Origin of the sequence: Streptomyces sp. NPDC005402 (genome assembly GCF_040606575.1) — a bacterium.
Taxonomy (GTDB): Bacteria; Actinomycetota; Actinomycetes; order Streptomycetales; family Streptomycetaceae; genus Streptomyces.
Genome location: NZ_JBEXFB010000003.1, coordinates 443,198 through 455,819 on the forward strand (window position 1 = coordinate 443,198; position 12,622 = coordinate 455,819).

A 12,622-nucleotide genomic window follows, 5' to 3' on the forward strand; every position below is an offset into this window, starting at 1 on the left:
CCCCTTACAGCTTCATCAGGCTGGCGTCGTCGACCGAGGCCGAGTGGCGGGAACGGAACAGCGACACGATGATCGCGAGCCCGACCACGACCTCCGCGGCGGCGACGACCATCGTGAAGAAGGCGATGATCTGGCCGTCGAGATTGCCGTGCATCCGGGAGAAGGCGACGAACGCGAGGTTGCAGGCGTTGAGCATGAGCTCGATGCACATGAACACCACGATGGCGTTGCGCCTGATCAGTACGCCGGTGGCGCCGATCGTGAACAGCAGGGCGGCGAGGTAGAGGTAGTTGACCGGGTTCACTTCGTCGCCTCCTTCTTGAAGGTGGCCGGTTCGATCTCGGTCCGCTCCAGGCGCTCCTCGGCGCGCTGCTCCAGCGCCTTGAGGTCGTTGAGCGCCTCGGTCGAGACGTCACGGATCTGGCCGCGGTCCCGCAGCGTCTTGCTGACCGTGAGCTCGGACGGGGTGCCGTCGGGCAGCAGGCCCGCGATGTCCACCGCGTTGTGCCGGGCGTAGACGCCGGGGGCGGGCAGGGGCGGGACGTGCTTGCCCTCGCGGACGCGCTGCTCGGCCATCTCACGCTGGGTCAGGGCGCGCTCGGTGCGCTCGCGGTGGGTGAGCACCATGGCGCCGACGGCGGCCGTGATCAGCAGGGCGCCGGTGATTTCGAAGGCGAAGACGTACTTGGTGAAGATGAGGGTCGCGAGGCCCTCCACATTGCCGCCCGCGTTGGCCTGGGTGAGGCCGTTGAACTGCTTGAGGGAGGCGTTGCCGATGCCGGCGAAGAGCAGGATGCCGAAGCCGAGCCCGCACAGCAGGGCCAGCCAGCGCTGGCCCCTGATGGTCTCCTTCAGGGAGTCCGCCGCGGTCACGCCGACGAGCATCACCACGAACAGGAACAGCATCATGATCGCGCCGGTGTAGACGACGATCTGGACGACGCCGAGGAAGTAGGCGCCGTTGGCGAGGTAGAACACCGCCAGGATGATCATCGTGCCGGCGAGACAGAGCGCGCTGTGCACGGCCTTCTTCATGAAGACGGTGCACAGGGCGCCGATCACGGCGACGGTGCCGAGGACCCAGAACTGGAAGGCCTCGCCGGTGGAGGTGCCGGCGGCCAGCGTGGCTGTGGCGGCGAGCTGGAGAGGTGCGGTCATCGTCCGATCACCTTCCCGGACGCCGGTTCGTCCTCGCCGAAGGTCGAGTCGGCCTCCTGGACCACCTCACCCCTGGAGACGGCGACCTGGGGCACGGTGCCGGGCGCGGCCTCGGTGACCAGACCCCGGTAGTAGTCCTGCTCGTCGGTGCCGGGGTAGATGGCGTGGGGCGAGTCGACCATGCCCTCTTCGAGGCCGGCGAGCAGTTGTTCCTTGGTGTAGATGAGGTTGGCGCGGCTGCTGTCGGCCAGCTCGAACTCGTTGGTCATCGTCAGCGCGCGCGTGGGGCACGCCTCGATGCACAGCCCGCACAGGATGCAGCGGGCGTAGTTGATCTGGTAGACGCGGCCGTACCGCTCGCCCGGCGAGTAGCGCTCCTCGTCGGTGTTGTCGGCGCCCTCCACGTAGATGGCGTCGGCGGGGCAGGCCCAGGCGCACAGCTCGCAGCCGACGCACTTCTCCAGGCCGTCCGGATGGCGGTTGAGCTGGTGCCGTCCGTGGAACCGCGGAGCGGTGGTCTTCTCCTGCTCCGGGTACTGCTCGGTCAGCCGCTTCTTGAACATGGCCTTGAAGGTCACGCCGAAGCCGGCGACGGGGTTCATGAAGCCAGGCTTCATGGGCCCGGCCTCCTTGGGCTCCTCAGCCATCGGACGCCTCCTTTCCATCCGTAGAACCAGTCAACGGTCCGTCACTGTGAGTATCGGGCCCGCCACTGACAATCAGCTCCCGCTCCTGGCGCGAGCGGCGCCTGGGCACCGGCGGCAACTCCTGTCCGGGCAGCGGTGGGACGGGGAATCCGCCCGCCATCGGGTCGAATCCGGCCGGCTGTTCGGCGGGCTGTGCGGTCTCCTTCGACTTCTCGCGGAACATGTCGGCGACGAAGGAGAGCAGCAGCAGGACCAGGACTCCGCCGCCCACGTAGAGGGCGATGTCGGCGAAGTCGTAGTTCTCGTTGCGCAGGGTCCGCACGGTCGCGACGAGCATCAGCCACACCACGGAGACCGGGATGAGGACCTTCCAGCCGAGCTTCATCAACTGGTCGTAGCGGACCCGCGGGAGCGTGCCGCGCAGCCAGATGAAGAAGAACAGCAGCAGCTGCACCTTGATGACGAACCAGAGCAGCGGCCACCAGCCGTGGTTGGCGCCCTCCCAGAAGGTGCTGATGGGCCAGGGTGCCCGCCAGCCGCCGAGGAAGAGCGTGGTCGTCACGGCCGAGACCGTCACCATGTTCACGTACTCGGCGAGCATGAACAGCGCGAACTTGATCGACGAGTACTCGGTGTTGAAGCCGCCGACCAGGTCGCCCTCGGACTCCGGCATGTCGAAGGGGGCGCGGTTGGTCTCGCCGACCATGGTGATGACGTAGATGATGAAGGAGACCGGCAGCAGGACGATGTACCAGCGGTCCTGCTGGGCCTCGACGATCGCCGAGGTCGACATCGACCCGGAGTAGAGGAACACCGAGGCGAAGGCGGCGCCCATGGCGATCTCGTACGAGATCATCTGCGCGCACGAGCGCAGGCCGCCGAGCAGCGGATACGTCGACCCGGAGCTCCAGCCCGCCAGCACGATGCCGTAGATGCCGACCGAGGCCACCGCGAGGATGTAGAGCATCGCGATCGGCAGGTCGGTGAGCTGCATCGCGGTGCGGTGCCCGAAGATCGAGACCTCGTTGTCGGACGGGCCGAAGGGGATCACCGCGATCGCCATGAAGGCCGGGATGGCCGCGACGATCGGCGCGAGGATGTACACCACCTTGTCCGCGCGCTTGACGATGACGTCTTCCTTGAGCATCAGCTTGATGCCGTCGGCGAGCGACTGGAGCATGCCCCAGGGGCCGTGCCGGTTGGGGCCGATGCGCAGCTGCATCCAGGCGACGACCTTGCGCTCCCACACGATGGAGAACAGCACGGTCACCATCAGGAACGCGAAGCAGAAGACGGCCTTGACGACGACGAGCCACCAGGGGTCGGTGCCGAACATCGAGAGGTCTTCCGCGGCGAGGTACGGGCTCATGCCTCCACCTCCTTGGGAACTTCGGCTGCGAGCGTCGCCGGGCCGATGTGGACGAGGGAGCCGGGCACCACTCCGGCGTCGGAGGCGACGCCCCCGCCGCTGGAGTTCAGCGGGAGCCAGACCACGCGGTCGGGCATCTCGGTGATCTGCAGCGGCAGTTCGACGACTCCGGTCTTGCCGGTCACGGCGAGAAGGTCGCCCTCCTTGACGCCCACCTCGGCGGCCGTCGCGGCCGACACACGCGCGCGTGCCGCGTGCCGGGTTCCGGCGAGCGCCTCGTCGCCCTGCTGGAGGAGGCCCTGGTCGAGCAGCAGCCGGTGTCCGGCCAGGACGGCCTCTCCGGCGGCGGGCCGCGGCAACTGGGCCCCGGTCTCGAAGGGTTCGGTGCCGCGCGGTCCGTCCCAGGGGCCGAGCCGGTCGATCTCCGCGCGCGTGGTGCGCAGATCCGGCAGGCCCAGGTGCACGTCCATGGCGTCGGCCAGCATCTGGAGCACCCGTGCGTCGGTGGGGGCGAGGCGGCGGGTCATCTGGTCGGGCTTGAGCGCGGCTTCGAAGAAGCGCACCCTGCCCTCCCAGTTGAGGAAGGTGCCGGCCTTCTCGGCGACCGCGGCCACCGGCAGGACGACGTCCGCGTGCTCGGTGACCTCGCCGGGACGCAGTTCCAGCGACACCACGAACCCGACCTCCTGGAGCGCTTCACGCGCGCGTGCCGGATCGGGCAGGTCCGCGATCTCGACGCCCGCGACCACCAGGGCCTGGAGTTCGCCGGAGACCGCGGCCTCGACGATCTGACCGGTGTCCCGGCCGTAGCGGTGCGGGAGTTCGGCCACGCCCCAGACCGAGGCGACCTCCTCACGCGCGCGCGGGTCGGTGGCCGGGCGGCCGCCCGGCAGCAGCGACGGCAGCGCGCCCGCCTCCAGGGCACCGCGCTCACCGGCCCGCCGCGGGATCCACACCAGCTGCGCGCCGGTCGCGGAAGCGGCCCGTACGGCGGCGGTCAGTCCGCCCTTCACGGCGGCCAGCCGCTCGCCGACGACGATCACCGCGCCCGCGGTGCGCAGCGCGTCGGCGGCCCTGCTGCCGTCGTCCTCCAGGCCGACTCCGCCGGCCAGCGCGTCCAGCCACTCGGTCTCGGTGCCGGGGGCGGCGGGCAGCAGCGTGCCGCCCGCCTTCTCCAGACCGCGGCTGGCGTACGTGGCGAGCGAGAAGACCTTCTGACCGTGCTTGCGCCAGGCCTTGCGCAGCCTCAGGAAGACGCCGGGCGCCTCCTCCTCGGCCTCGAACCCGACCAGCAGGACCGCCGGTGCCTTCTCCAGCGCGGAGTACGTGACGCCCGTACCGTCTAGGTCACGGCCTCGGCCGGCGACCCGCGTGGTCAGGAAGTCGGCCTCCTCGCCGCTGTGCACGCGCGCGCGGAAGTCGATGTCGTTTGTGTCGAGCGCCACGCGCGCGAACTTGCTGTACGCGTAGGCGTCCTCGATGGTGAGGCGGCCGCCGGTGAGGACTCCGGCCCGGCCGCGCGAGGCGAGCAGTCCCTGAGCCGCGATCTGGAGCGCCTCCGGCCAGGAGGCCGGCACCAGCTCGCCCTCGGGGTTGCGCACCAGCGGGTGCTCCAGCCGGTCCCGCTGCTGCGCGTACCGGAAGGCGAAGCGCCCCTTGTCGCAGATCCACTCCTCGTTGACCTCGGGGTCGTTGGCCGCGAGCTTGCGCATGACCTTGCCGCGCCGGTGGTCGGTGCGGGTGGCGCAGCCGCCGGAGCAGTGTTCGCACACGCTCGGGGAGGACACCAGGTCGAAGGGGCGGGAGCGGAACCGGTACGCCGCCGAGGTGAGCGCGCCGACCGGGCAGATCTGGATGGTGTTGCCGGAGAAGTACGACTCGAAGGGGTCGCCCTCACCGGTGCCGACCTGCTGGAGGGCGCCCCGCTCGACCAGTTCGATCATGGGGTCGCCCGCGACCTGGTTGGAGAAGCGGGTGCAGCGGGCGCACAGCACGCAGCGCTCGCGGTCGAGCAGCACCTGGGTGGAGATCGGGACGGGCTTCTCGTAGGTCCGCTTCTTGCCCTCGAAACGGGACTCGGCCTGGCCGTGGGACATCGCCTGGTTCTGCAGGGGGCACTCGCCGCCCTTGTCGCAGACCGGGCAGTCCAGCGGGTGGTTGATGAGGAGGAGCTCCATCACCCCGTGCTGGGCCTTCTCGGCGACCGGCGAGGTGAGGTGGGTCTTCACCACCATCCCGTCGGTACAGGTGATGGTGCAGGAGGCCATCGGCTTGCGCTGGCCCTCGACCTCGACGATGCACTGGCGGCAGGCGCCGGCCGGGTCGAGGAGGGGGTGGTCGCAGAACCGGGGGATCTCGATGCCGAGCTGTTCGGCGGCCCGGATGACCAGGGTGCCCTTGGGCACGCTGATCTCGGCGCCGTCGATCGTCAGCGAGACGAGATCCTCCGGCGGGACCGCCGCCTCTCCCCCGCCTGAGGAGCGTTGGCCCGCGGCGGAGCCGCTATCAGACTGGCGTACGGTCATGCGTTCACCTCCGTGCGGGAGTCGGCCCAGGCCGTCGACTTGGCCGGGTCGAAGGGGCAGCCGCGGCCCGTGATGTGCTGCTCGTACTCCTCGCGGAAGTACTTGAGCGAGGAGAAGATCGGCGAGGCGGCGCCGTCACCGAGAGCGCAGAACGACTTGCCGTTGATGTTGTCGGCGATGTCGTTGAGCTTGTCGAGGTCGGACATGACGCCCTTGCCGGCCTCGATGTCGCGCAGCAACTGCACCAGCCAGTACGTGCCTTCACGGCACGGGGTGCACTTGCCGCAGGACTCGTGGGCGTAGAACTCGGTCCAGCGGGTGACGGCGCGGACGACACAGGTCGTCTCGTCGAAGCACTGCAGGGCCTTGGTGCCGAGCATGGAACCGGCGGCGCCGACGCCCTCGTAGTCCAGGGGGACGTCGAGGTGCTCGTCGGTGAACATCGGCGTCGAGGAACCGCCCGGCGTCCAGAACTTCAGCCGGTGCCCGGGCCGCATCCCGCCGCTCATCTCGAGGAGCTGGCGGAGCGTGATGCCGAGCGGGGCCTCGTACTGGCCGGGGCTGGCGACGTGGCCGCTGAGCGAGTACAGCGTGAAGCCCGGGGACTTCTCGCTGCCCATCGACCTGAACCAGTCCTTGCCTTTCTGGAGGATCGCGGGAACCGACGCGATCGACTCCACGTTGTTCACAACAGTCGGGCAGGCGTAGAGGCCCGCGACCGCAGGGAAGGGGGGACGGAGCCGCGGTTGTCCACGGCGGCCTTCGAGCGAGTCGAGCAGTGCGGTCTCCTCACCGCAGATGTACGCCCCGGCGCCGGCGTGCACGGTGATGTCGAGATCGAGGCCGCTGCCCAGGATGTTCTGTCCGAGGTAGCCGGCCGCGTAGGCCTCGCTCACGGCCGCGTGCAACCGCCGCAGCACGGGGACGACTTCACCGCGGAGATAGATGAAGGCATGCGAAGACCTGATGGCGTAACACGCGATGATCATGCCCTCGATGAGGCTGTGCGGGTTCGCGAAGAGGAGCGGGATGTCCTTGCAGGTCCCGGGCTCCGACTCGTCGGCGTTGACAACTAGATAGTGCGGCTTTCCATCTCCCTGCGGAATGAACTGCCATTTCATTCCGGTGGGGAATCCGGCGCCGCCGCGGCCGCGCAGACCGGAGTCCTTGACGTACGCGATCAGGTCGTCCGGCGACATCGCGAGCGCCTTGCGGAGCCCCTCGTATCCCTCGTGCCTCTTGTAGACGTCCAGCGTCCAGGACTCGTCCTCGTCCCAGAAGGCCGACAGCACGGGTGCGAGCAGCTTCTCGGGACCGGTGTCCTTCAGTTCGGGTGCCAAGGTCATCACTCCCCCTCCTCGGCGGCGGGCCCGGCCGGATGGGCCGGGTCGGAGGCCGACGTGTCCTGTGGCGCGTCGTGTGAGCTCAGGTGCTCCGACGGGGACGGCTCGTGGACGTCCCTGTCCTGCGACGCTCCTTCGCGCGGATGGACCACGCGCGCGGGTGCGGTCTCTCCCCTGGCCAGGCGGAGGCCCACCAGTGACGCGGGTCCGGCCCCGCCGCTCGCCTCGACGGCTCCTGGCCGCTCGTCGGGGAAGCCGGCGAGGATCCGCGCGGTCTCCTTGAAGGTGCACAGCGGTGCCCCGCGCGTGGGCTCGACCGGACGCCCCGCGCGCAGGTCGTCGACCATGCGCTTCGCGCTCGCCGGGGTCTGGTTGTCGAAGAACTCCCAGTTGACCATCACGACCGGCGCGAAGTCGCAGGCCGCGTTGCACTCGATGTGCTCCAGGGTGACCTTGCCGTCGTCGGTGGTCTCGCCGTTGCCGACGCCCAGGTGCTCCTGGAGCTCCGAGAAGATCGCGTCGCCGCCCATCACCGCGCACAGGGTGTTGGTGCACACCCCCACCTGGTAGTCGCCGGACGGCCTGCGCCGGTACATGGTGTAGAAGGTGGCCACCGCGGTGACCTCGGCCGTGGTCAGCCCCAGCACGTCCGCGCAGAACTGCATCCCGGTGCGCGTGACATGCCCCTCCTCCGACTGCACGAGATGCAGCAACGGCAGGAGCGCCGAGCGGGAGTCCGGGTAGCGGGCGATGATCTCGCGCGCGTCCGCCTCCAGCCGGGCCCGTACGTCGTCCGGGTAAGCGGGCGCGGGCAGTTCGGGCATGCCCAGGCTGACGCCCCGCTCGGAAGAACTCGTGGTCACCGGTCGACGCCTCCCATCACGGGGTCGATGGACGCGACAGCGACGATGACGTCGGCGACCTGGCCGCCCTCGCACATCGCCGCCATGGCCTGAAGGTTGGTGAAGGACGGGTCGCGGAAGTGGACCCGGAAGGGGCGGGTGCCTCCGTCGGACACGGCGTGCACCCCGAGTTCGCCCTTGGGCGACTCGACGGCCGCGTACGCCTGACCCGGCGGGACGCGGAAGCCCTCGGTGACCAGCTTGAAGTGGTGGATCAGGGCCTCCATGGAGGTGCCCATGATCTTCTTGATGTGGTCGAGGGAGTTGCCGAGCCCGTCAGGCCCCAGGGCGAGCTGGGCGGGCCAGGCGATCTTCTTGTCGGCGACCATGACCGGTCCCGGCTGCAGCCGGTCCAGGCACTGCTCGACGATCCTGAGCGACTGGCGCATCTCCTCGAGCCGGATGAGGAAGCGGCCGTAGGAGTCGCAGGTGTCGGCGGTCGGGACGTCGAACTCGTAGGTCTCGTAGCCGCAGTAGGGCTGCGCCTTGCGCAGGTCGTGCGGCAGGCCGGTGGAGCGCAGGATGGGGCCGGTGGCGCCGAGGGCCATGCAGCCCGCCAGGTCCAGATAGCCGACGTCCTGCATACGGGCCTTGAAGATGGGGTTCCCGGTGGCGAGCTTGTCGTACTCCGGAAGGTTCTTCTTCATCTTCTTCACGAACTCGCGGATGTGGTCCACCGCGCCGGGCGGCAGGTCCTGGGCGAGTCCGCCGGGGCGGATGTACGCGTGGTTCATCCGCAGGCCCGTGATGAGCTCGTAGATGTCGAGAATCATTTCACGATCACGGAATCCGTAGATCATGATCGTGGTGGCGCCGAGCTCCATGCCGCCGGTGGCGATGCACACCAGGTGCGAGGAGAGCCGGTTCAGCTCCATCAGGAGCACCCGGATGATCTCGGCCCGGTCGGGGATCTGGTCCTCGATGCCGAGGAGCTTCTCGACGGCGAGGCAGTAGGCGGTCTCGTTGAAGAAGGACGTCAGGTAGTCCATGCGCGTCACGAACGTGGTGCCCTGCGTCCACGTGCGGAACTCGAGGTTCTTCTCGATGCCGGTGTGGAGGTAGCCGATGCCGCAGCGGGCCTCGGTGACCGTCTCGCCGTCGATCTCCAGGATCAGGCGGAGCACTCCGTGGGTGGACGGGTGCTGCGGGCCCATGTTGAGGACGATGCGTTCGTCGTCGGCGCGGGCCGCGGCCTGGACGATCTCGTCCCAGTCGCCACCGGTGACCGTGTAGACGGTGCCCTCGGTGGTCTCGCGCGCCGAAGCGGCGGAGGCGGATGCAGTCATTACAGCCTCCCGAAGGGAATCGTTGAGGGGCGGTGGTCGGGCGACGGGCGGGCGCTCATGAGTACGACCTCCGCTGGTCCGGAGCCGGGATCTGGGCGCCCTTGTACTCGACGGCGATGCCGCCGAGGGGGTAGTCCTTGCGCTGCGGGTGGCCCTGCCAGTCGTCCGGCATCATGATCCGCGTCAGGGCCGGGTGACCGTCGAAGACGATTCCGAAGAAGTCGTAGGTCTCGCGCTCGTGCCAGTCGTTGGTCGGATACACCGACACCAGGGACGGGATGTGCGGGTCGGCGTCCGGCGCGCTGACCTCCAGGCGGATCAGCCGGTTGTGGGTGATCGAGCGCAGGTGGTAGACGGCGTGCAGCTCGCGGCCCTTGTCGTGGAGGTAGTGGACCCCGCTGACGCCGGTGCAGAGCTCGAAGCGCAGGGCCGGGTCGTCGCGCAGGGTCTGTGCGACGCGCAGCAGGTGCTCGCGTTCAATGTGGAAGGTGATCTCGTCGCGGTCGACGACCGTCTTCTCGATCGCGTTGCCGGGGAGCAGTCCCTGCTCCTCCAGGGCGCCCTCCAGTTCGTCGGCGACCTCGTCGAACCAGCCGCCGTAGGGGCGGGCGGCCGCCCCGGGGAGCCTGATCGAGCGGACCAGGCCGCCGTAGCCGGAGGTGTCGCCCCCGTTGTCGGCGCCGAACATCCCGCGCTGGACGCGGATCTCCTCACCGCCGTCGCCACGCTGGCCGGGGAGGTTGGAGGCGCCGAGGTCCTTCTCGGGGTTCACCCCGTTCGACGCCCCGCCCGCGCCGTTGCTCGTGCCGTTCGCGTCGCTCACCGCAGCAGCCCCTTCATCTCGATCGTGGGCAGGGCCTTGAGCGCCGCCTCCTCCGCCTCGCGGGCCGCCTCCTCGGCGTTCACGCCGAGCTTGGAGGACTGGATCTTCTGGTGGAGCTTGAGAATGGCGTCCATCAGCATCTCCGGCCGTGGCGGGCAGCCGGGCAGATAGATGTCGACCGGGACGATGTGATCGACGCCCTGCACGATCGCGTAGTTGTTGAACATGCCGCCCGAGGAGGCGCAGACCCCCATGGAGATGACCCACTTGGGGTTCGGCATCTGGTCGTAGACCTGCCTGAGCACCGGCGCCATCTTCTGGCTGACCCGGCCGGCGACGATCATGAGGTCCGCCTGGCGGGGTGAGCCGCGGAAGACCTCCATGCCGAAGCGGGCCAGGTCGTAGCGTCCGGCGCCCGTGGTCATCATCTCGATGGCACAGCAGGCCAGGCCGAAGGTGGCCGGGAAGACGGACGCCTTGCGCACCCAGCCCGCGGCCTGCTCGACGGTGGTCAGCAGGAAGCCGCTCGGCAGCTTTTCTTCGAGTCCCATGAGTTAAAGGCCCCTCAGTCCCATTCCAGGCCGCCGCGCCGCCATACGTACGCGTACGCGACGAAGACGGTGAGCACGAAGAGCAGCATCTCCACGAGCCCGAAAACACCCAGGGCGTCGAAGGTGACGGCCCAGGGGTAGAGGAAGACGATCTCGATGTCGAAGACGATGAAGAGCATCGCCGTCAGGTAGTACTTGATGGGGAAGCGCCCGCCGCCGGCCGGCGTGGGGGTCGGCTCGATCCCGCACTCGTAGGCCTCGAGCTTGGCCCGGTTGTACCGCTTCGGACCGATCAGCGTGGCCATGACCACGGAGAAGATCGCAAAGCCTGCCCCGAGGGCTCCCAGTACGAGGATGGGCGCATAAGCGTTCACCGCTCCTCGCTCCTCTCAGTCGGCACTGACTGCTGGCGATGGCATCGGACTCACACCCGACTCACACGTCCCTCTGACCTCCGTCCGTCTCGACGAAGATCGCGAACATGTGAAGCAGGTCACAAGCCCAACTGACCCGCATCTTATGCCTGCCGGTCTGTGATCTGCGACACGGGGTATTGCACAAGCTTTGTGATCTCCACCACCCGACGAAGGATCATGAAGCCGGATCGGCGGTGATCTTCACACGAGAAGCGTCCAAGTGATCACCAGAGGTGACATTTCCGCCAGTCGGCGCAGGTCGGGAGGGGCGTCTCCATATCAAGAGACTTCCGCTGCATGCAAATTGGTGCTGGACGCGACGGCTTGGTAGAGGATCGCGTTCACACATCAGAGGGAGGCGCGAGGACGGGTGTGGACGCGTGCACACATTCACGAGCACCGGACGCCTCGGACGCAGCCCTCGCCGTAACCGTTGCGTGACCTCCGCCACATCCATGAGAGATCCATAAGAAGGGGGCTTGGCCATCGGACCCAACCGATGGTAGCCGCGGGGCAATTCGGGCGTAACAGCGAAAGTCCATGATCACGGCCATGATCACGAGAGTCCGCAATGTCCGTTACGGCGTCAATAAAGAGCGCCCCACCCGGAATTCGGGCCACCGATTGAACAACTGTGGCGCAGCACACGTTTCTTGAAGGTATGGAGGAGCCCCTGATACCAGTTGGTCTCATGTCCCACACCGCTCACATACGCAGCCACCGGAAACCCCGCCGCAGCGCGACGACTTCGATCGCCGTCCGCGCCGGCGTCGCCGGTGGCGTGCTCAGCATGGCAGCGGCGGGCGCGTCGGCTTCGGCGTTCGCCGCCGAGTCGACGACGCAGACCCTCGAACTGCCCACCCTGTCGGCCGACCTGGGCAGCCAGGTCGCCGAGTCCGCCGACGCGATGCAGCAGGCGGCCGCCAACTACCAGCTGCAGGCCGAGCGTGACGCGGCCGCCGCAAAGGCCGCGAAGCAGGCCAAGGCGGACCTCGCGGAGGCCAAGAAGAAGGCGGAGGCCAAGAAGAAGGCCGAGGAGGCACGCAGGGCCGCCGCGGAGGAGGCCGCCTCGCGCAGCTCCGAGCGGACCACCCTGTCCGCCTCGGCGAGCGCCAGCGTCTCCACGAGCTCGTCCACGGCCACCGGTTCGGCCGCGGCCGTCATCGCCTTCGTGAAGGCACAGGTCGGTGACGCCTACGTCTCCGGTGGCACCGGCCCCAACTCCTGGGACTGCTCCGGCCTCGTGCAGGCCGCGTTCAGCCAGATCGGTGTCGACCTGCCGCGTGTCTCGCAGGACCAGTCGACCGCGGGCACCCAGGTCTCGCTGAGCAACCTCCAGCCGGGCGACATCCTGTACTGGGGCGGCGCGGGCAGCGCGTACCACGTGGCGGTGTACGTCGGCGACGGCATGTTCGTCGGCGCGCAGAACCCCTCGACGGGCGTCGTCGAGAAGCCGCTGTCCTACGACCCGCCGACCGGAGCGGTGCGGGTTCTCTGACACCGGAACAACTTGGCAGGGCCGCAGCCGCTCGGGGCTGCGGCCCTTCCGCCTTGTCCGAGCCCTTCTCCGGCCGATCTCACCCCCCGCCTGTTCCCGGGGCT

At 68.7% G+C, this 12,622-nt stretch carries 12 protein-coding genes; 1 reads left to right on the top strand and 11 read right to left on the bottom strand.

The features are described 5' to 3' along the window. Nucleotides 1-4: 4 nt before the first annotated feature. From nuoK to ABZT02_RS08055, 11 genes are read right to left on the bottom strand one after another with little or no spacing between them, the layout of a single operon-like run. Complete coding sequence (nuoK, locus tag ABZT02_RS08005) at nucleotides 5-304, bottom strand: NADH-quinone oxidoreductase subunit NuoK (RefSeq protein ID WP_003974374.1); 300 nt, start codon at nucleotides 302-304, stop codon at nucleotides 5-7. Continuing rightward, a complete protein-coding gene (locus ABZT02_RS08010; RefSeq protein ID WP_356015355.1) occupies nucleotides 301-1,158 on the bottom strand; it encodes an NADH-quinone oxidoreductase subunit J in 858 nt (285 codons plus the stop codon). Before ABZT02_RS08010 ends, nuoK begins: the two co-directional genes overlap by 4 nt. Continuing rightward, nucleotides 1,155-1,805, bottom strand: a complete 651-nt coding sequence (gene nuoI / locus ABZT02_RS08015; RefSeq protein ID WP_356015356.1) for an NADH-quinone oxidoreductase subunit NuoI — start codon at nucleotides 1,803-1,805, stop codon at nucleotides 1,155-1,157. Before nuoI ends, ABZT02_RS08010 begins: the two co-directional genes overlap by 4 nt. Further along, nucleotides 1,798-3,174 (bottom strand): NADH-quinone oxidoreductase subunit NuoH, encoded by a 1,377-nt coding sequence (gene nuoH, locus ABZT02_RS08020; RefSeq protein ID WP_356015357.1) that lies wholly within the window; start codon nucleotides 3,172-3,174, stop codon nucleotides 1,798-1,800. Before nuoH ends, nuoI begins: the two co-directional genes overlap by 8 nt. After that, nucleotides 3,171-5,699, bottom strand: a complete 2,529-nt coding sequence (locus tag ABZT02_RS08025) for an NADH-quinone oxidoreductase subunit G (protein WP_356015358.1) — start codon at nucleotides 5,697-5,699, stop codon at nucleotides 3,171-3,173. Before ABZT02_RS08025 ends, nuoH begins: the two co-directional genes overlap by 4 nt. Then, entirely contained in the window at nucleotides 5,696-7,048 is a 1,353-nt protein-coding gene (gene nuoF, locus ABZT02_RS08030) for an NADH-quinone oxidoreductase subunit NuoF (RefSeq protein WP_356015359.1), read from the bottom strand. Before nuoF ends, ABZT02_RS08025 begins: the two co-directional genes overlap by 4 nt. Continuing rightward, nucleotides 7,045-7,905 carry an NADH-quinone oxidoreductase subunit NuoE gene (gene nuoE, locus ABZT02_RS08035; protein WP_356015362.1) on the bottom strand — a complete coding sequence of 287 codons (861 nt, stop codon included), beginning with the start codon at nucleotides 7,903-7,905 and terminating at the stop codon, nucleotides 7,045-7,047. The genes nuoF and nuoE overlap by 4 nt, the downstream gene beginning before the upstream one ends. Next, a complete protein-coding gene (locus tag ABZT02_RS08040; RefSeq protein ID WP_356015363.1) occupies nucleotides 7,902-9,230 on the bottom strand; it encodes an NADH-quinone oxidoreductase subunit D in 1,329 nt (442 codons plus the stop codon). Before ABZT02_RS08040 ends, nuoE begins: the two co-directional genes overlap by 4 nt. A gap of 55 nt (nucleotides 9,231-9,285) precedes the next feature. Then, the gene (locus ABZT02_RS08045) at nucleotides 9,286-10,053 is read right to left on the bottom strand and encodes an NADH-quinone oxidoreductase subunit C (protein ID WP_356015364.1); all 768 of its coding nucleotides are present in this window, start codon (nucleotides 10,051-10,053) and stop codon (nucleotides 9,286-9,288) included. Next, complete coding sequence (locus ABZT02_RS08050; protein ID WP_007383964.1) at nucleotides 10,050-10,604, bottom strand: NADH-quinone oxidoreductase subunit B; 555 nt, start codon at nucleotides 10,602-10,604, stop codon at nucleotides 10,050-10,052. The genes ABZT02_RS08045 and ABZT02_RS08050 overlap by 4 nt, the downstream gene beginning before the upstream one ends. Before the next feature lie 14 nt (nucleotides 10,605-10,618). Continuing rightward, nucleotides 10,619-10,978, bottom strand: coding sequence for an NADH-quinone oxidoreductase subunit A (locus ABZT02_RS08055; RefSeq protein ID WP_007383963.1), 360 nt, complete (start codon nucleotides 10,976-10,978; stop codon nucleotides 10,619-10,621). A gap of 733 nt (nucleotides 10,979-11,711) precedes the next feature. Between ABZT02_RS08055 and ABZT02_RS08060 the strand changes: the two genes are divergently transcribed. Continuing rightward, nucleotides 11,712-12,518, top strand: coding sequence for a C40 family peptidase (locus ABZT02_RS08060; protein ID WP_356015366.1), 807 nt, complete (start codon nucleotides 11,712-11,714; stop codon nucleotides 12,516-12,518). The last annotated feature ends 104 nt before the right edge of the window (nucleotides 12,519-12,622 follow it).

Bases quoted from the DNA above. Each gene is read 5' to 3' on its own strand.
- ABZT02_RS08060 (WP_356015366.1), top strand. From the start codon at position 11,712: ATGTCCCACACCGCTCACATACGCAGCCACCGGAAACCCCGCCGCAGC.
- ABZT02_RS08050 (WP_007383964.1), bottom strand. From the start codon at position 10,604: ATGGGACTCGAAGAAAAGCTGCCGAGCGGCTTCCTGCTGACCACCGTC.
- ABZT02_RS08010 (WP_356015355.1), bottom strand. From the start codon at position 1,158: ATGACCGCACCTCTCCAGCTCGCCGCCACAGCCACGCTGGCCGCCGGC.
- ABZT02_RS08025 (WP_356015358.1), bottom strand. From the start codon at position 5,699: ATGACCGTACGCCAGTCTGATAGCGGCTCCGCCGCGGGCCAACGCTCC.
- nuoH (WP_356015357.1), bottom strand. From the start codon at position 3,174: ATGAGCCCGTACCTCGCCGCGGAAGACCTCTCGATGTTCGGCACCGAC.
- nuoI (WP_356015356.1), bottom strand. From the start codon at position 1,805: ATGGCTGAGGAGCCCAAGGAGGCCGGGCCCATGAAGCCTGGCTTCATG.
- ABZT02_RS08040 (WP_356015363.1), bottom strand. From the start codon at position 9,230: ATGACTGCATCCGCCTCCGCCGCTTCGGCGCGCGAGACCACCGAGGGC.